General features: G+C 69.5%; 19 protein-coding genes. 8 read left to right on the top strand and 11 right to left on the bottom strand.

Annotation, left to right across the window (positions count from 1 at the left end; translation table 11 throughout):
- Nucleotides 1–18: 18 nt before the first annotated feature.
- Nucleotides 19–888, bottom strand: a complete 870-nt coding sequence (locus VKG81_RS21040) for a hypothetical protein (RefSeq protein ID WP_324398661.1) — start codon at nucleotides 886–888, stop codon at nucleotides 19–21.
- Nucleotides 885–1,853, bottom strand: a complete 969-nt coding sequence (locus VKG81_RS21035) for a Ppx/GppA phosphatase family protein (RefSeq protein WP_324398660.1) — start codon at nucleotides 1,851–1,853, stop codon at nucleotides 885–887. The genes VKG81_RS21040 and VKG81_RS21035 overlap by 4 nt, the downstream gene beginning before the upstream one ends.
- Nucleotides 1,854–1,878: 25 nt before the next feature.
- Between VKG81_RS21035 and VKG81_RS21030 the strand changes: the two genes are divergently transcribed.
- Both VKG81_RS21030 and VKG81_RS21025 read left to right on the top strand, forming a co-directional pair.
- Nucleotides 1,879–2,676, top strand: coding sequence for a hypothetical protein (locus tag VKG81_RS21030; protein ID WP_324398659.1), 798 nt, complete (start codon nucleotides 1,879–1,881; stop codon nucleotides 2,674–2,676).
- On the top strand, nucleotides 2,673–2,972 hold the full coding sequence (locus VKG81_RS21025) for a YciI family protein (RefSeq protein ID WP_324398658.1): 300 nt from the start codon (nucleotides 2,673–2,675) through the stop codon (nucleotides 2,970–2,972). The genes VKG81_RS21030 and VKG81_RS21025 overlap by 4 nt, the downstream gene beginning before the upstream one ends.
- On the opposite strand, the gene VKG81_RS21020 is transcribed toward VKG81_RS21025, so the two are convergent.
- A complete protein-coding gene (locus VKG81_RS21020; RefSeq protein WP_324398657.1) occupies nucleotides 2,950–3,285 on the bottom strand; it encodes a winged helix-turn-helix transcriptional regulator in 336 nt (111 codons plus the stop codon). The two genes, VKG81_RS21025 and VKG81_RS21020, sit on opposite strands and share 23 nt — an antisense overlap.
- A 40-nt stretch (nucleotides 3,286–3,325) precedes the next feature.
- On the opposite strand from VKG81_RS21020, the gene VKG81_RS21015 reads away from it, so the two are divergent.
- A complete protein-coding gene (locus VKG81_RS21015) occupies nucleotides 3,326–3,937 on the top strand; it encodes a carboxymuconolactone decarboxylase family protein (RefSeq protein ID WP_324398656.1) in 612 nt (203 codons plus the stop codon).
- Between the two features lie 327 nt (nucleotides 3,938–4,264).
- Complete coding sequence (locus VKG81_RS21010) at nucleotides 4,265–4,645, top strand: hypothetical protein (protein WP_324398655.1); 381 nt, start codon at nucleotides 4,265–4,267, stop codon at nucleotides 4,643–4,645.
- A gap of 2 nt (nucleotides 4,646–4,647) precedes the next feature.
- Here VKG81_RS21010 and regX read toward each other — a convergent pair whose 3' ends face one another.
- The 6 genes from regX to VKG81_RS20980 form a co-directional block, all read right to left on the bottom strand.
- A complete protein-coding gene (regX, locus tag VKG81_RS21005) occupies nucleotides 4,648–5,334 on the bottom strand; it encodes a two-component sensory transduction protein RegX (RefSeq protein ID WP_324398654.1) in 687 nt (228 codons plus the stop codon).
- A 4-nt stretch (nucleotides 5,335–5,338) separates the two neighbouring features.
- Entirely contained in the window at nucleotides 5,339–6,493 is a 1,155-nt protein-coding gene (locus tag VKG81_RS21000; RefSeq protein ID WP_324398653.1) for a sensor histidine kinase, read from the bottom strand.
- A 148-nt stretch (nucleotides 6,494–6,641) separates the two neighbouring features.
- On the bottom strand, nucleotides 6,642–7,388 hold the full coding sequence (locus VKG81_RS20995) for a phosphoglyceromutase (protein WP_324398652.1): 747 nt from the start codon (nucleotides 7,386–7,388) through the stop codon (nucleotides 6,642–6,644).
- Between the two features lie 13 nt (nucleotides 7,389–7,401).
- On the bottom strand, nucleotides 7,402–7,926 hold the full coding sequence (locus tag VKG81_RS20990; protein WP_324398651.1) for a YbjN domain-containing protein: 525 nt from the start codon (nucleotides 7,924–7,926) through the stop codon (nucleotides 7,402–7,404).
- Nucleotides 7,923–9,284, bottom strand: a complete 1,362-nt coding sequence (gene mshA / locus VKG81_RS20985; RefSeq protein WP_414685358.1) for a D-inositol-3-phosphate glycosyltransferase — start codon at nucleotides 9,282–9,284, stop codon at nucleotides 7,923–7,925. The genes VKG81_RS20990 and mshA overlap by 4 nt, the downstream gene beginning before the upstream one ends.
- 10 nt (nucleotides 9,285–9,294) lie before the next feature.
- Nucleotides 9,295–10,530 (bottom strand): ROK family protein, encoded by a 1,236-nt coding sequence (locus tag VKG81_RS20980; RefSeq protein ID WP_324398650.1) that lies wholly within the window; start codon nucleotides 10,528–10,530, stop codon nucleotides 9,295–9,297.
- 149 nt (nucleotides 10,531–10,679) lie between these two features.
- Here VKG81_RS20980 and VKG81_RS20975 point away from each other — a divergent pair, with 149 nt between their 5' ends.
- Entirely contained in the window at nucleotides 10,680–11,423 is a 744-nt protein-coding gene (locus VKG81_RS20975; protein WP_324398649.1) for an SDR family oxidoreductase, read from the top strand.
- Here VKG81_RS20975 and VKG81_RS20970 read toward each other — a convergent pair.
- Nucleotides 11,401–12,717, bottom strand: a complete 1,317-nt coding sequence (locus VKG81_RS20970) for a L,D-transpeptidase (protein ID WP_324398648.1) — start codon at nucleotides 12,715–12,717, stop codon at nucleotides 11,401–11,403. The two genes, VKG81_RS20975 and VKG81_RS20970, sit on opposite strands and share 23 nt — an antisense overlap.
- 25 nt (nucleotides 12,718–12,742) lie before the next feature.
- Nucleotides 12,743–13,810 carry a UDP-N-acetylmuramate dehydrogenase gene (locus VKG81_RS20965; protein ID WP_324398647.1) on the bottom strand — a complete coding sequence of 356 codons (1,068 nt, stop codon included), beginning with the start codon at nucleotides 13,808–13,810 and terminating at the stop codon, nucleotides 12,743–12,745.
- A 26-nt stretch (nucleotides 13,811–13,836) separates the two neighbouring features.
- Here VKG81_RS20965 and VKG81_RS20960 point away from each other — a divergent pair, with 26 nt between their 5' ends.
- The 3 genes from VKG81_RS20960 to VKG81_RS20950 are packed head-to-tail and all read left to right on the top strand — an operon-like array spanning nucleotide 13,837 to nucleotide 16,123.
- Entirely contained in the window at nucleotides 13,837–14,343 is a 507-nt protein-coding gene (locus tag VKG81_RS20960; protein WP_324398646.1) for a DUF2505 domain-containing protein, read from the top strand.
- A gap of 35 nt (nucleotides 14,344–14,378) precedes the next feature.
- A complete protein-coding gene (locus VKG81_RS20955; RefSeq protein WP_324398645.1) occupies nucleotides 14,379–15,197 on the top strand; it encodes a carbon-nitrogen hydrolase family protein in 819 nt (272 codons plus the stop codon).
- Entirely contained in the window at nucleotides 15,194–16,123 is a 930-nt protein-coding gene (locus VKG81_RS20950) for a DUF2993 domain-containing protein (protein WP_324398644.1), read from the top strand. The genes VKG81_RS20955 and VKG81_RS20950 overlap by 4 nt, the downstream gene beginning before the upstream one ends.
- Nucleotides 16,124–16,134: the final 11 nt, after the last annotated feature.

Raw genomic sequence — 16,134 nt, 5'->3', positions numbered from 1 at the left:
AGTGTGTTCCCGGGGCCCCTAGCCAGATTGCAGCAGCGCCAACGGCCCCAGGGTGACCAGAGCACCCACCGCGACGGCGATCAGCGTGCTGGCGATGTCCTCGGTCTTGCGCACCACCCGCACGGCCACCACCAGGCCGAGGATCACCAGCACCGACAGGACCAGTGCGACGATGTTGTTCCACTTCCACAGTTGGTCGAACGCGATGAACAGCCCGGCGCCGAAGGCGACCGCGACGACCGACTGCAACACGATCAGGCCGGCGCGCAGCGCCTTCTGCATCGTGGTGGGCAACTCGTGTTCTGCGAGTTCCTCGGTCGTCGTGGTCTCTGGCGGCGCGTCGGGCAGCAACGCCGCAGGCGATCGGGTGCCGCCGTCGCGGGCCTCCTCGTCGGCCACCGGATCGGGCTCTTCGTGCCGGCGCTCATCGCGGGTCGGGCCGCCGAACAGCGGTGCGCGGATGCTCCGCAGGTATCCCGGCAGGTCGTCGTCTTCCTCGTCGGCGGGCGGCTCCTCGAGCAACACGTCCTCGTCGTGTCCGTCCTCGACGACGGGATCCGGCCGCATCTGCTCGGCAACCGACGAGCCGCCGTGGTAGTCGGCGTGCTCGTCGATCTCGGGCTCGTAGTCGTGCTCGTACTCGTCCACCGCAGCCGGCTCGGCTGTGCCGTTCGATGGCACCGCGTCCACCGGCTGGGGAACCGTGTCGTGGTGCTCATCTTCCTGGACCGCCGGGATCTCACCGGTCAGTTCGGCGACGGTCACCGCGTCGCTGTTGCCGCGTCGGCGACGGCGCCGGCCACCAACCGGCGGCGCGCCGATCGTGCCGTTGCGGGCAAGCAGCTCAGCTACGGAGATCGGCCGGGTCTCGCGATCTGGCCCGGTCATCCGGCATCCCGCACGGTGGTCTCCACTAAGGCAGTTCCGTCAGCTTCGCTGTCGAGTTTCCGCAGAATGAGGCCCTCACGCAACGCCCACGGGCAGATGTCCAGGGTTTCGATAGACAGCGCTCTCATGGTCGCCTCCGCTACCAAGGCGCCGGCCACAAGCTGTGGCGAGCGCTCGGTACTCACTCCTTCCAACTCGGCGCGGTCGGCCACGGTCATTCTCGATATGAACGCGATCAGCTGCCGTATTCCGCTAGCAGTCAGTGTCCTCTTCACTCGCGGCCCGGCGCCGGAAGGCGCCGCGCCGGTGAGTCGGGCCAGCGACCGGACCGTCTTCGATGACGCTACCGCCAGATCCGGGCTGCCCGCCTTCAGCAGGGTACGGCTGGCCTCGGCCAGCTCGCTATCCAGCCAGTCGCGAAGCATTGCGACCCGGCGCCGGCCGGGCGGATCGTCGGGCAGCCACTCGCGGGTCAGGCGGCCGGCACCAAGCGGGAGCGATATCGCCACATCCGGCTCCTCGTCGACCCCACTGGACAGTTCCAGCGAGCCCCCGCCGATGTCGATGTTGGTGATCCGCCCCGCGCTCCACCCATACCAGCGGCGCACCGCCAAAAACGTCAACCGGGCCTCGTTCACCCCGCTGAGCACCTGCAGCTCGACCCCGGTTTCGGCCAGCACCCGGGCCAGCACGTCCTCGGAGTTCTTCGCATCACGGACGGCCGAGGTGGCGAAGGCCATCAGCTCGGTGCAGCCGGAGCTGGCCGCGATCTTCGCGAACTCGTCGATGGTGGCGATCAGCTTGTCGGCGCCGCGGCGGGTGAGTTTGCCGGAGCTGTCGATCGACTCCGCCAGGCGCAGCGAGGCCTTGGTGGAGCTCATCGGCGTCGGATGGCCGCCGCGGCGTGCGTCCACCACCAGCAGGTGAACGGTGTTGCTGCCCACGTCGAGAACGCCCAGTCGCACGGTTTCCAACCTACTGGGTCTACCGTTGAATACTGTGGCTGATTCGCACCCTGGCGAGGTCGAATTGGACTTCGCCCGCGAATGGATCGACTTTTACGACCCCGACAATCCCGAACACCTGATCGCCGCCGATCTGACCTGGCTGCTGTCGAGTTGGACCTGTGTGTTCGGCACCCCGGCCTGCCGTGGCACGGTCGCGGGCCGGCCCCATGACGGCTGTTGCTCGCACGGGGCGTTCCTCTCCGACGACGACGACCGCGCCCAGCTCGACGACGCTGTGAAACAGCTCGCCGACGAGAACTGGCAGTTCCGGGAGAAGGGCCTCGGCCGCAAGGGCTATCTCGAGATGGACGAGTACGAGGGCAAGCCGCAGCTGCGGACTCGCAAGCACAAGGGAGCGTGCATCTTTTTGAACCGGCCCGGTTTTCCGGGCGGCATCGGCTGCGCGCTGCACCTCAGGGCGCTCGAGCTCGGCGTGCAACCGCTGACGATGAAACCGGAGGTCTGCTGGCAGCTGCCGATCCGGCGCAGCCAGGAGTGGGTGACCCGGCCCGACGGCTCGGAGATCCTGAAGACCACGCTGACCGAGTACGACCGCCGGGGCTGGGGCGAGGGCGGCGCCGACCTGCACTGGTACTGCACGGGCGACCCGTCGGTCCACATCGGTCGCAAGCAGGTGTGGGAGTCGATGGCCGCCGAGCTCACCGAGCTGATCGGCGAGAAGGCCTACGCCGAACTCGCGGCAGTCTGCAAGCGCCGCAACGGTTTAGGACTCGTTGCCGTGCACCCGGCCACTCGGGCGGCCGACCGGAACGTACCGTGACCGACAAGCTGTTCCTGTTCCGGCTGATCCCGCCGCGATCGGACTTCGCACAGACCCTCACGCTGGCCGAGCAGGACGCGATGGTCCGGCACGCGGAGTACTGGAAAAACCTGCTCGCCGCCGGCCGGGTGGTGGTCTTCGGCCCGGTCGCCGACCCCGAAGGGGTCTGGGGGCTTGGCGTGGTGCGGGCCGGCACCCAGGAAGACGTCGTCGCGCTCGGCGAGAAAGATCCGGCAATAGCCGCCGGGGTGGCCACGTTCGACGTGGCCGAGATCATGGGCGGCCTGACGGGCTAGCGCTAGCCCAGTCGTCGGCCCACGCCTGCAGTGGCTCCAGGGCGGCCATCAGCGAAACGCCGTGCCTCGTCAGGCGGTAGCCGCCGCCGGAATGCTCGACGATGTCGAGGGCCCTGAGTTCCTTGAGCCGGGTGTTGAGCGAACCGGGATTCATCTCGCAGGCCGCCTGCAGCGCGCGAAACGTCAGTTGCTCGCCGCGCAACTCCCACAGCACACGCAGCGCGCCGCGACGGCCAAGGGCATCGAGGGCCACCATGATCGGCCGCCCCGAGGTCGACCCCCGTACCGGCGCGCCGATCCGCGGAACAGTCATGCTTCACATTCTGGAGCAACGGGGCGTAAGCTGGCCGGCCATGGACCGCTATAAAAACAGTAGCGCGCGGATCGCGCCGGCTTCCGCGCCCCTCTCGCCGGACATGCAGCAAGCCATCGACAAGATCATGCGCGGCAACCCTCCGCTGCGGTTGTTCACCACGATGGCACGCGATCGCAGGCTGTTCTTCAAGTTCTTCGACTCCGGGCTGCTCGACCGCGGCCACCTGAGCATCCGCCAGCGCGAAATCGTCATCGACAGGGTGACCGCGTCGTGCGGCGCGGAGTACGAATGGGGCGTTCACGTCGCGACATTCGCCGACAAGGCAGGCCTGACCGACGAGCAGATCGTGTCGCTGACGACCGGCGGCCCCGACGATGCCTGCTGGGATGAGCACGACCGCGTCCTCATCCGGCTCTGCGACAGCCTGCACCGCGCCAGCGACGTCGACGACGAGCTGTGGGCCCGGCTGAGCGCCCGCTTCAGCGACGAGGCGATCCTCGAGCTGCTCATGCTCGCCGGCACGTATCGCACTGTGAGCTATCTGGTGAACTCATTGCGGCTGCCGCTTGAGCCCGGCGCGCGTCGCTTCCCGCGGGCGCCGTCGCCGGGGTCGTGGCCGGCCGGCGCTGCAACAGCACCGACACCGTGAGCACCGCGAGGCCGGCCGGGGCGGGCGCGAGAAGTCAGGCGCCCTGCCAAGCGTGACGACGATCGGCGGCAGGTTCAGCTGCTCGTCGGTGTGTAGGCCATTGCTGCTTGCTTCCTCCGATCTGATAACGAGGCGGGGGCACTGTCGGGTTCAGGTCGAACCCTCCGATCCGGACCGCAATTTTTCCTTTCCGTCATTTACTGGGCGTGCCGTGTGTGACGATGCTCACTCGTTGACCTGACTCAACCGACGCTGCAGACGCTGACCGAAATCGGCTATGACCACACGAGCTACGGCCGGCCCACTCCGTTCAAGCTGATTCCGATCGTGAACCCGATCACGCTCACAACCCAACTCGTCGCGGATGCCGGCGAGGGTGTCAACAATGCCCTGGGCAATCTCGGCAACACCACACCTGTTCCGCTGACGCCGGATCCGCCCAGCGACTCGCCTGACACCTCGGCGCTGACCACCGCGGCGGCAGCGGGGCCGACCCTGTCCACGCCGACAGTCAGCCTGCCGGGACCGAAGCGCAACGTTGTCCGCACGTCCGCCAACGCGACGTCGGCGTCCGGGCCGGCCACCACCGTGGCCGCGAACGGGACCGGGCCGCTGCGCACGATCGGGCAGGATTTGTCCCAGATCGCAAAGAAGGTCGGCGGTAACGGCGCCCAGACCGGCGCATCGTCGAAGGCCGGCGCGAAGTAGCGCTAACCCTCGAGCTTGTAGCCCAGCCCGCGCACCGTCACCAGGTGCGTTGGGTTGGCGGGGTCGGCCTCGATCTTGGAGCGAAGCCGCTTGACGTGCACATCGAGCGTTTTCGTGTCACCGACATAGTCGGCCCCCCACACCCGGTCGATGAGCTGGCCACGGGTGAGCACCCGCCCGCTGTTGCGCATCAGGTACTCGAGTAGGTCGAATTCCTTGAGAGGTAACGTGATCGGCTCGCCGTTGACGGACACGACGTGGCGCTCGACGTCCATCCGTACGGGGCCGACCTCGAGCACACCGTCGCCGACGCCGGAGTCGTCGGGGTCGGCGCCGCGGCGCAACACCGCCCGGATCCGAGCGATCAGCTCGCGCGCCGAATACGGCTTGGTGACGTAGTCGTCGGCGCCGAGCTCGAGCCCGACGACCTTGTCGATCTCGCTGTCCCGCGCGGTCACCATGATCACCGGCACGCTGGACCGCGATCGCAGTTGCTTGCACACGTCGGTGCCACTCATCCCGGGCAGCATCAGATCGAGCAGCACGATGTCTGCCCCGGCGCGGTCGAATTCGGCGAGCGCCGCCGGTCCGTCGGCGACGACCGTGGCCTCGAATCCCTCCTTGCGCAGCAGAAATGCCAGGGGATCGGCAAGGGACTCCTCGTCCTCAACGATCAGCACACTGGTCACGACGTCATACTTCCTCTCCCTGATATGCCGGGATCGACAACGTGAAAGTCGACCCGGTTCCCGGCTGGCTCCACAGCCGGATGGATCCGTTGTGGTTGGCGGCTACGTGCTTGACGATCGCCAGACCCAGGCCGGTGCCTCCGGTCGCACGCGAGCGAGCCTTGTCGACCCGGAAGAACCGCTCGAACACCCGCTCCTGATGCTCCCGTGCGATCCCGATGCCGCGGTCGGTCACGGCGATCTCGATGCTGCCGCCGCGCCGGCGCCTGCTGATCGACACCGGTGATCCCTGCGGCGAGTACGAGATCGCGTTGGAAACCAGGTTCGCCAGCGCCGTGACGAGCAGGCCCTGGTCGCCGAGCACCCGAAGCCCGCTGGGCCGGTCGGTGGTGATCGCGATGTCGGCGTTGTCCGCGGCGACCTTGGAACGCGAAAGCGCCTCTGCCACAACGGTATCCACGTCCACCACCTCGAGCTCGGGCAGCGGCTCGGCGCCCTGCAGCCTCGACAACTCGATCAGCTCGTTGACCATGTTCGCCAGCCGCTGGGACTCCACGTGCATCTTCTGCGCGAAGCGGCGCACGGTGTCCGGGTCGTCCGCCGACTCCAGCAGTGCCTCGGCCAGCACCCCCATTGCGCCGACCGGTGTCTTGAGTTCATGGCTGACATTGGCGACGAAGTCGCGGCGGGTGGCCTCCATGCGGGCCACCTCTGAGTCATCGGTGACGTAGATGACCGCAAACCGGCGGTCCTCCTCGGTGAGCAGGCGGACGTGCCCGCTCACCGACAACCCGGACCGCCCCGGTGTGGGCCGCAGCGGCGACAGGTCCACGTCGACGCCCTCGCCGGACAGCAGCGTGCGTTGCGCAGCGGCCCAGGCGCGTTCGTCGAGCAGCCTGTCACCCACCAGGCCCAACTCCTGCGCCCGGGCGTTCATGAACACCACGTCGCGATGGTTGTCCACCACCGCGACACCGGTCGGCGCCAGCGCGACGATGTGCTGCAGCATCTGCGACACGGTGAGCCCGGCCCGTTCGGCCGCGATCCGCCGCTTGCGCTCGGCGATGCGGGACATCAGCCCGGCGCCGATCGCGACGCCGAGCCCCAGGGCCGCCAGCGCCGCCACCGTGGTCAGCAGCGCCACCGACACCACAGTCACGGCCAAATCGTACGCAAGGGGTGAACGTCACCCCAGCAGCGTGCGGCCAATTTGGGACAAGTCACAGACACCCGCGCAGGAGTTCGGTTGGCGTTCACCGAGTGTTTGCCGACAACACGTTGTGAAGCCGCGGTGCGGGCCAACGCGCCTACTTGGCGCCCTGGCTCGCCACCGCGGCCGCCCCGGCGGCCGCCGCCTCCGGATCGAGGTACCTGCCACCGGGAACCAGCGGCCTGAGGTTGTCGTCGAGGTCGTAGCGCAGCGGGATGCCGGTCGGGATGTTCAGCCCGACGACGTCCTCGTCCGACATCTGATCGAGGTATTTGACCAACGCGCGCAACGAGTTGCCGTGCGCGGCGATCAGCACGGTCCTGCGCACCCTCAGATCCGGGACGATCACGTCCGTGTAGTAGGGCAGGAAGCGGGCCACCACGTCGGCCAGGCACTCCGTCAACGGGCCGCCGCCGATGTTCGCGTAGCGCGGATCGCGGTCTTGGCTGAACTTGCTGCCGGGCTCGATCGGCGGCGGTGGCGTGTCGTAGCTCCGCCGCCACGCCATGAACTGCTCCTCGCCGTACTTCTCCTTGATGTCGGACTTGTTCAGCCCCTGCAGCGCGCCGTAGTGCCGTTCGTTGAGCCGCCAGCTGCGCCGGACCGGAATCCAATGCCGGTCCGCGGTGTCCAATGCGAGGTTCGCGGTCGAGATGGCCCGGCGCAGAAGCGAGGTGTACACGATGTCGGGGAGCAGCCCGTGCTCGATCAGCAGCTCGCCGGCACGCACGGCTTCCGTGCGGCCCTTGTCGGTCAGGTCGACGTCCACCCAGCCGGTGAACAAGTTCAGTGCATTCCATTCGCTTTCGCCGTGGCGAAGCAGCACGAGCGCCGCGTCTCCCATGCGCAGCAGTCTCTCACGGCGCCGCCTTGTCGGCGTCCTCGTCGTCGATCAGGTGTGAGAAGGCCTGCAGGTTGTTCAGCGACTCGCCCCGCGACACCCGCCAGGCCCATTCCCTGCGGATCGACGTGCTGAACCCGAGTTCCAGCAGCGTGTTGAAGTCCTCGTCGACCGCCTGGAGTATCTGGCCCAGTACCCGGTCGAGTTCCTCGGCGGTGACCGCCTCCAGCGCTATCCGGCCGACGAGGTAGACGTCGCCGACGTTGTCCAGCGTGTAGGCCACGCCGTAGAGCCGGCGGTTGCGCTTGAGCAGAAACCGGTACACGCCCTCGTGGTTCTCGTCGGGCTTGCGGCACACGAACGCCTCCACGCGCACGGAGTGCTCGCCGATGGTCAGGATCGTGTTGGTCTTGAGCTTGCGCTCGCCGGGCAACTCGACCACGACACCCGGCAGGCCGCCGTGCGCACCGCGGTGCCAGGAGTACGGCAACTCGCGCTCGTCGAGCGTTTCCTCGATGATCCGCTGCACATGCGAGTTCACGCCCGCACCCCCAGCCGCCTGGTCCACCGCCGGCCGTTGCGTCGCGACGCCGGGGCCCGGGCCGGGCCGCGCTGATGCGTGACGGCGTACTCGTCGCTCGCACGGCCGTAGGCGGCCAGCAGCCCGTCGACCGTGCGCGACCAGGAGAAGTTCGCAGCGTGTGACACCGCCGCGTGGCTCGCCACCTCCGCACGCCGGTCCAGCTGGGCGCCGATCGCGTCGGCCCACTCGTCGACGCCGTGACCGCCCACCAACGCGCCGCTGACCCCGTCGCGCACGGCGACCGGCAGCCCACCGACCGCCGCGGCGACGACCGGCGTGCCGCATGCCTGCGCCTCGATGGCCACCAGGCCGAACGATTCCGAGTAGCTCGGGACGGCGACCAGATCGGCGGCGCGGTACACCGTCACCAGGTCGCCGCGTGATTGCGGGGGCAGGAACGTCACCCGGTCGGTGATACCCAATTCGGCCGCGAGCCGAACGAGAGTGTCAGGTGCTTGCAGCCCCGAGCCGGATGGGCCCCCCGCGATCAACACACGGAGCCGGCCGGACCGCCCGGTCAGCCGCGCCGCGGCGCGCAGCAGGATGTCGGGTGCTTTCAGCGGCTGGATCCGCCCGACAAACGCGACGATGCGCTCGTCCGCGGCCAGGCCGAGGGCGGCTCGCGCGGCGCCGCGGTCGCCCGGGGTGAACACTTCCAGGTCCACCCCGGGGTGAACCACGTCGATGCGCGACGGGTCGGCGCGGTGCAGCGAAACCAGTTGGTGCGCTTCATCTTCGGTGTTGGCGATGAGCCGGTCGGCCTCGTCGACCACCTGCTGCTCACCCACGGCGCGCAGCGGCGGCTCGGGGGTGTCGCCGTCGGCCAAGGCGGCGTTCTTCACCGCGGCGAGCGTGTGCGCGGTGTGCACCAGAGGCACCGCCCAGCGGTCACGCGCCAGCCAGCCGACCTGGCCCGACAGCCAGTAGTGGGAGTGCACGATGTCGTAATAGCCCGGCTCGTGGTTGGCCTCGGCACGCAGCACGCCTGCGGTGAACGCGCACAGCTGCGTGGGCAGGTCGTATTTGTCGAGGCCCTCGAACGGCCCGGCCACCACGTTGCGCACCAGCACGCCGGGCGCGACGTGCACCGTCGGCGGGTCGGCCGACGAGGTCGCCCGGGTGAAGATCTCCACCGCCACCCCGCGGCGGGCCATTTCCAGCGCGGTCTGCAGGATGTAGACATTCATCCCGCCGGCGTCGCCGGTCCCCGGCTGGGCTAGCGGCGAGGTGTGGACCGACAACACCGCCACACGAGCCGGAGCCGCAAACCCGGCGGCATCAAACCCGGCGGCATCAAACCCGTCGAATGGCCCCACACTGCCATGTCTACAGGACGCCGACCTCCGGGCGGCGCGCCAGGGCACGTCGCATCGCGCCGATCGGGTCCGCGTACAGCGCGCCGAGCGACACCACCCCCGCACCGGCCTCCTGGACCCGGTTACCGAAAGCGGTGACGCGGATGTCGCGGGCAGGCAGCGTCGAGCGCTCGGTGTAGGCGGCCTCGACCAGGTTGATGCCTTCCGGATACTCGGTGAACGCCTGGCCGCCGACCACCAGGTCGTCGGGGTTGAGCATGTCGCGGAGCAACGCGACGGCCCCGCCGAGCACGCGCGCGCGTTCGGCGAGCAACTCTCGCGCGGGCCGGCTTCCGCCGCGCGCGGCCCTCAGCAGCGTCGCCATCGTCGCGTCGGCCACGATGCCCCGCCGGCGCGCCGCGGCGAGCACCGCCTCGTCGCTGACCGTCGACTCGAGTCGGCCGGAGCCGCCGAGCAGGTCCGACTGCACGGGCAGCGCGGCGATGGTGCCCGGTCCGCTGGCCGGGCTGTGCACCCGGCCGCCGATCACGAGGGCGTAGCCGACCGTCTCGCGGGCATAGACGTACAGGCTCGACGCCGCCGGGCCGGCGAATCGCCGCATGCCCAGCAGCAGCTCCGCTCCGGCCATCGCGTCGACGTGGGAGGCCACCGACACCGGCAGCGCCAACGTCTCCGCCAGAACCGGACCGACCGGAGCCGACGTCCACCCCAGGCGCGGGTGGTGGACCAGTCCGGTCGCGCCCTCGACGACGCCGCCGACGGCGACGCCCACCCAGAGTGCGCGCCGGCGGTGCCAGCGACTGAGATAGCGGCGTGCGCTGGCGGCCAGTGCGCCCAGCGCCTGCCCCTGTGGCCCCGTCGGCGTGGGTGTCTCGACGGCGTCGAGCGTGCGGCCGAGCAGGTCGGTGGCGACGATGCTGGTGGTTCGTGCGCCGATGTGCACGCCCACGGTGACGAACGGTTCATGGTTGAGCTCTACGGGCACGCGCGGCCGCCCGATCGCCCCGGACACCGCCAGGTCGGCCCGTTCCCGCAGCAGCCCCGCGTCCAGCAGCGCCGTCACCTGGCGGTTGACTGTCGCAGTCGACAGCGATGTGACGTGCGCGATCGCATCGCGCGCGATCGGCCCGCGCGTCCGCGCCGCGCCGAACACGAGCGCAGCGGCCGCGTCGGGCAGGCACAGGGCGGGCGCGACGATGTGGTTGCGGGTTACCAGCGGGTGGGACGACAGGGCTGTGGTTCGCACGGGGGGTGTCCTTCGAAGTCGGGTTGGCGGGACCGGGCCACGCCGGGGACGCTGATGTCAGGCGCGGCGAAGACCGGGGCGACAACACAATCCGGTGAAGGACACGAGGCAAACTTAGCATGGCTTCGCTCCGCACTATCGTGGGGACGATGACGACTCAACACGGCCGCCGCGTCGCGGTGGTCACCGGCGCCAGCTCCGGGATTGGAGCGGCGACCGCGAGAACCCTGGCGCGCCAGGGTTTTCACGTGGTCGCAGTGGCCCGTCGCGCCGAGCTGGTCCAGGCGTTTGCCGACGAAATCGGCGGTACCGCGGTTGTGGCGGACGTCACCGATGCGGACGCGATCGCCGATCTGGCCGATCGCGTGGACCGGGTGGACGTGCTGGTCAACAACGCCGGCGGCGCCAAAGGGCTCGAACCGGTCGCCGATGCCGACCTCGACCATTGGCGCTGGATGTGGGAGGCCAACGTGCTCGGCACGCTGCAGGTCACCCGCGCGCTGTTGCCGAAGCTGATCGAGTCCGGCGACGGGCTGATCGTCACGGTCACGTCGATCGCGGCCTTCGAGATCTACGACGGCGGCGCCGGCTACACCTCCGCCAAGCACGCTCAAGCCGCGCTGCACCGCACGCTGCGCGGCGAGCTGCTCGGAAAGCCGGTGCGGCTCACCGAGATTGCGCCCGGAATGGTCGAGACGGAGTTCTCGCTGGTGCGCTTCGGCGGCGACCGGCAGCGTGCCGACGCCGTCTACGAGGGCATGACGCCGCTGGTGGCGGAGGACATCGCCGAGGTCATCGGCTTCGTCGCGTCACGGCCGTCCCGCGTGGACCTGGACCTGATCGTGATCCGGCCGCGAGACCAGGCCAGCGCTACCCGCCGGGTCGGGGGATAGTGGTCGCAGTACCCGAGAGCGTGGGCGCATCGCTGGGCGTGGCCGGCGCTGACTTCGGAATCGACGTCGTCGCCGGCGGTGCGTTGGGCGGAGGTAGCGCCGACATCGACACCCAGGTGTCCCAGTCGACGGCCCAGTCCCAGATGTCGCCGTCGGCGGCTGACAGCTGGATCGACGTGCCGGTGACTTCCACCGGGTCGCCGTAGATCGCGCTGTTGTAGTACTCCTGTGCATTTTCCGGCGACAGGTTGATGCAGCCGTTGGTGACGTTGGTGTTGCCCTGCGCGCCCAGGCTGGCCGGGTTGGCGTGGATGAACTCGCCGTTGTTGGAGATCCGCACGGCCCAGCGTTCGTGCGCGTTGCTGTAGCCGGCAGCGGGGTTGGACATGTAGAAGTCGGAGTGCTTCTCGCTGACCACGTGTACGCCGCTGCGGGTGACGTTGCGCGGCAGGTCGGCCTCGCCGTAGCTGCAGGGGAAGTCCATGATGACGCCGTCGTCGGTGAGCACCTGGATGTGGTGCGTCGTCGCGTCCGCCTTCACGATCTGGCGCCTGCCGATGTCGATGCTCAGCGTCTCGTCCTGCGCACCGAACGCGCCGGCGCCGAACGCGACCCCGTACAGCTTCGCGTCGACGTTTACCTTGGTGCCGGGCTGGTAGTACTCCTTGGTCCGCCAGTGAATCCGCGAGCCTTCCGCCTCGTCGGGCAACCACGCCCAGCTGCCTTCGGTGGGCGGATCAGTGGTCACCGTCAGCGCCCGCTCGACGGCGGCTTTGTCGCTGATCGACGCGTCGAACTGCAAGATGATCGGGGCCGCGATGCCGACGGTCTGCCCGTCGGCGAGCTGGAACTGGCCGCTCACGGTGTTGGTGGGCTTGACCGTGGTGAGCTTGCCGGTGACGGGCACAGCCACCCCGTCGTGGCCGACCACCGAGCCGCCCCACGTGTAGGCGGCGCCGTACCCCAGCGGCTCGGTGACCGTGAACGCGGTGCGGTCCTGGTTGAGCACGCCGGAGACCGCCTTTCCGTCCGGATTGGTCAGCGTGACGCGCTGAAACCAGCCGTTGCGGACCTCCGCGCTGACAGGCGCGGTCGGGACCACGTCGGTGGCGCCGCTGTCGGGCCGAAACGTCACAGTGGGCTTTGGCGGCGGTCCCGCGGCCTCCCCTTGTTTGCCAGCACCCCCGAAACACGACACCAGAGCACCCGGCGCCACCACCCCGACCGCGAGCGCGGTCAGTGCGCGGCGCCGGCTCAGCCGCGGCACGGGATTGGCTGGTGTCACGTCGACCAAGGTTACGGGGACCGCCCCGGTGTCGCTAAATCGTCACTCCGACCAGCACCGGTTCGGGTGTGAGGGTGATCCCCAAGGCTCCGTGGACGCCGTCGCGCACCCTCCTCGCCACCGACGCCACGTCGGCTGCCGTCGCCGTCCCGCGGTTGGTCACGGCCAGCGCGTGCTTGGTGGACAACCGGGCCGGCGCTCCCTCACCGGGAAATCCCTTGCTGAAGCCGGCTTGCTCGACCAACCAGCCGGCCGCCAGCTTCACGCCGTCTGCGCCGGACCAGTGCGGCACGGGACCTGCGGCCTGTGCCTGCAGCGCGGCGAATTCCTCGACCGTGACGATCGGGTTGGTGAAGAACGAGCCGACGCTCCAGGTGTCGTGGTCGTCGTAGTCGAGCACCATGCCCTTACCCCGCCGCAGCGCCAGCACAGCCTCGCGGACCTCGCCGGGCGCCGCGCGCTCCCCCTCGCACGCACCGAGCGCGGTGACCAGCTCGCGGTAGCGCAGCGGCGCGCTGCGGCCGTCGGCGTACAGGCCGAACTCCACCTCGAGCACCACCGCGTCCGCGCAGTCCTTCAGCACGCTGCGCCGGTAGCCGAACCCGAGCTCGTCGGGGTCCGCCCAGCGCACCTGCCCGTCGCGCCGGTCTAAAAGCCGCACCCGTCGCAGCGTGTCGGCAACCTCCACTCCGTACGCGCCGACGTTCTGCACCGGCGTCGCGCCGGCGGAGCCGGGGATCCCGGACAGGCACTCCAGCCCGCCCAGGCCGTACCGCACCGCCGCGGAGACCACGTCGTCCCACACGGCGCCGGCCTCGGCGCGCAGCGTGGCGCCCTCGATGCGGATCCCCGCGTTGGCCAGCCGCACCACGGTCAGATCCCTCAGCTGTTCGGCGATCAACACGTTCGACCCTCCGGCCAGCACCAGCACGGGCCCCGGCGGGTCGTTGTCCAGCGCACGCAGTACCGCGATCACCTGATCCGTTGTGCCGCAAGTGATCAACCGACGTGCCACCGGGCCGATCCGCAGCGTGGTCAACGGTGCCAGGGGCACGTCCTCGGCCACCAGCGCCCCGGCGAATTGCTTCTGCCCGTCGGCCACGACCGCTAACGGTAGCCTGACCAGCTATGCCGCGTTCATTCGACTTGTCGGCCTCGTATCCCGTCGGTGTCGAACTGGTCCACGCCGCGTTCGGCGACGAGGAGTACTGGCTGGCGCGCCTGGCCGACTCGGGGGCGGACTCCGCCACCCTCGATTCGATGGTCGTCGAGGGCGATGGCAGGCTGATCGTCGCGACCACCCAGGCGTTGCGGCCCGACCGGCTGCCGGCCGTGGTCACCCAGTTCCACCCCGGCGATCTGGCGATCGTCCGCAGCGAGTCGTGGAGCGCGGTCGCGGACGGCAGGGCGCACGCCGAGGTGAGCGGCACGGTGCCCGGCGCGCCGGTGTCGGTCGTCGGCACGGCGAAGCTCGCGCCGGCGGAGACCGGTTCCCGGCTGACGTTCACCGCGACCGTCGAGGTCGGCATCCCGTTGGTGGGCGGCAAACTCGAGACCTTCATCGGCGGCAAGCTTGCCGAGCTGGTGACGGCAGAACAGCGCTTCACGACGCTGTGGATCGCGGAAAATGCCTGAGACACCCGACCGCGACGGCCTCTAGCCTTACCGGCATGCGGATTGCATTGGCGCAGATCTCCAGCGGCGCGGACCCGGCGGCCAACCTGGGGTTGGTCGACGACTACGCCACGCGTGCGGCCGGCGCCGGGGCGCGGCTCGTGGTGTTCCCGGAGGCGACGATGTGCCGCTTTGGCGTGCCGCTGAAGCCGGTCGCCGAGCCGCTTGACGGGCCGTGGGCGTCGCGGGTGCGCGAGATCGCCGCCAAGGCCGGCATCGCCGTGGTCGCGGGCATGTTCTGCCCGGGCCCCGACGGACGCGTGACCAACACCCTGATCGCGACCGGCCTGGGGATCGACACGCACTACGACAAGATCCACCTCTACGACGCGTTCGGCTTCACGGAGTCGCGCACGGTGGCGCCCGGACGCGAGCCGGTGCTCATCGAGGTCGACGGGGTGGGGGTCGGGTTGACGACCTGCTACGACATCCGCTTCCCGCCCCTGTACACCGAGCTTGCGCTGGCGGGTGCCCAATTGGTCACGGTGAGCGCGTCGTGGGGCTCGGGACCGGGCAAGCTCGACCAGTGGCGGCTGCTGTGCCGCGCCCGCGCGCTCGATTCGACCAGCTTTGTGGCCGCCGCGGGCCAGGCGTACCCCGGCGACGAGGTGGCCGCGGCCACGGCGCCGACGGGTGCCGGCGGCAGCCTGGTGGCATCTCCCTTCGGCGAGGTGGTGGCCGAGGCGGCCGACGGCCCGCGGCTCGTCGTCGTCGACATCGACCTGGCTCAGGTCGCTTCGGCCCGCGACACACTTGCGGTGTTGCGCAACCGCTCACGGATCGCTCAGGTCGATAGGGCAGAATCGCGCGGATGACGAACCCGCAGGGACCGCCGCACGGGGATCCGACGGTCTGGGCTCGGCCCCCCCGCTCGGCGCCTCCCCCGGAGCCTCCTACCCAGTACATCCCGCGTCCGGGCAGCCCGATGGACAGGCCGACGCAGCAGTTTCCGCGGGCCTCGACGGCGGCGGGGAAGGGCACGGGTGAACCGGTGACACCAAGACGCCGTCGGTTCCGTCTGGGCGACCCGTTGTCGATCGTGCTGATCCTCGTGATCGTGATCGCGTTGATCGCCGCGGGGCTGCTCGCCGGCGAGCTCTACGCCCGTCACCGCGCCGATGGCGTCGTGGCCGCGGCGGCCGAATGTGTGGTGCAGGACAAGGCCACCGTCTCGTTCGGCCCGGCCCCGTTTCTGCTGCAGCACATGGCGGGCCACTACGACAACATCTCGATCCAGACCGCAGGCAACCAGATTCGCGCCGCCAAGGGCATGAAGGCCGACGTGAACATCAACGATGTGCGGCTGCAGGGGAACGCGAACAGCAAGGGCACGATCGGCGCGCTCGGCGCGACGATCAGCTGGTCCTCGGACGGCATCAAGCAGACCGTTCAGAACGCGATCCCGCTGTTCGGCAGCTTCGTCAGCGGCGTCAAGACCAACCCGAGCGACGGCACGATCGAGTTGCAGGGCGGCCTGGGCAGCATCACCGCCAAGCCGCAGGTCGTCAACAACGGGGTTTCGCTACAGGTGGTCAGCCTGACCGGGTTGGGCGTCACGCTGCCGAGCGAGTCGGTGCAGCCCGCGTTGGACACGTTCACCAGCGAGCTGACCAACAACTACCCGCTGGGCATCCACGCCGACAGCGTGCAGGTGACGAATGACGGTGTGGTGGCGCACTTTTCGACGCAGAACGCGTCGATTCCGCAGGGCAGCCAGGATCCCTGTTTCGCCAACCTGTAGCCGACCTGCGC

This window comes from Mycobacterium sp., from assembly GCF_035314905.1.
GTDB lineage: Bacteria > Actinomycetota > Actinomycetes > Mycobacteriales > Mycobacteriaceae > Mycobacterium.
The sequence above is the reverse complement of the archived record's forward strand: the minus strand, read 5'-3'. Positions and strand labels throughout refer to the sequence as shown.

Bases quoted from the DNA above. Each gene is read 5' to 3' on its own strand.
- VKG81_RS21040 (WP_324398661.1), bottom strand. From the start codon at position 888: ATGACCGGGCCAGATCGCGAGACCCGGCCGATCTCCGTAGCTGAGCTG.
- VKG81_RS21020 (WP_324398657.1), bottom strand. From the start codon at position 3,285: ATGACTGTTCCGCGGATCGGCGCGCCGGTACGGGGGTCGACCTCGGGG.
- VKG81_RS21015 (WP_324398656.1), top strand. From the start codon at position 3,326: ATGGACCGCTATAAAAACAGTAGCGCGCGGATCGCGCCGGCTTCCGCG.
- VKG81_RS20995 (WP_324398652.1), bottom strand. From the start codon at position 7,388: ATGGGAGACGCGGCGCTCGTGCTGCTTCGCCACGGCGAAAGCGAATGG.
- VKG81_RS20975 (WP_324398649.1), top strand. From the start codon at position 10,680: ATGACGACTCAACACGGCCGCCGCGTCGCGGTGGTCACCGGCGCCAGC.
- VKG81_RS20960 (WP_324398646.1), top strand. From the start codon at position 13,837: ATGCCGCGTTCATTCGACTTGTCGGCCTCGTATCCCGTCGGTGTCGAA.
- VKG81_RS20955 (WP_324398645.1), top strand. From the start codon at position 14,379: ATGCGGATTGCATTGGCGCAGATCTCCAGCGGCGCGGACCCGGCGGCC.
- VKG81_RS20950 (WP_324398644.1), top strand. From the start codon at position 15,194: ATGACGAACCCGCAGGGACCGCCGCACGGGGATCCGACGGTCTGGGCT.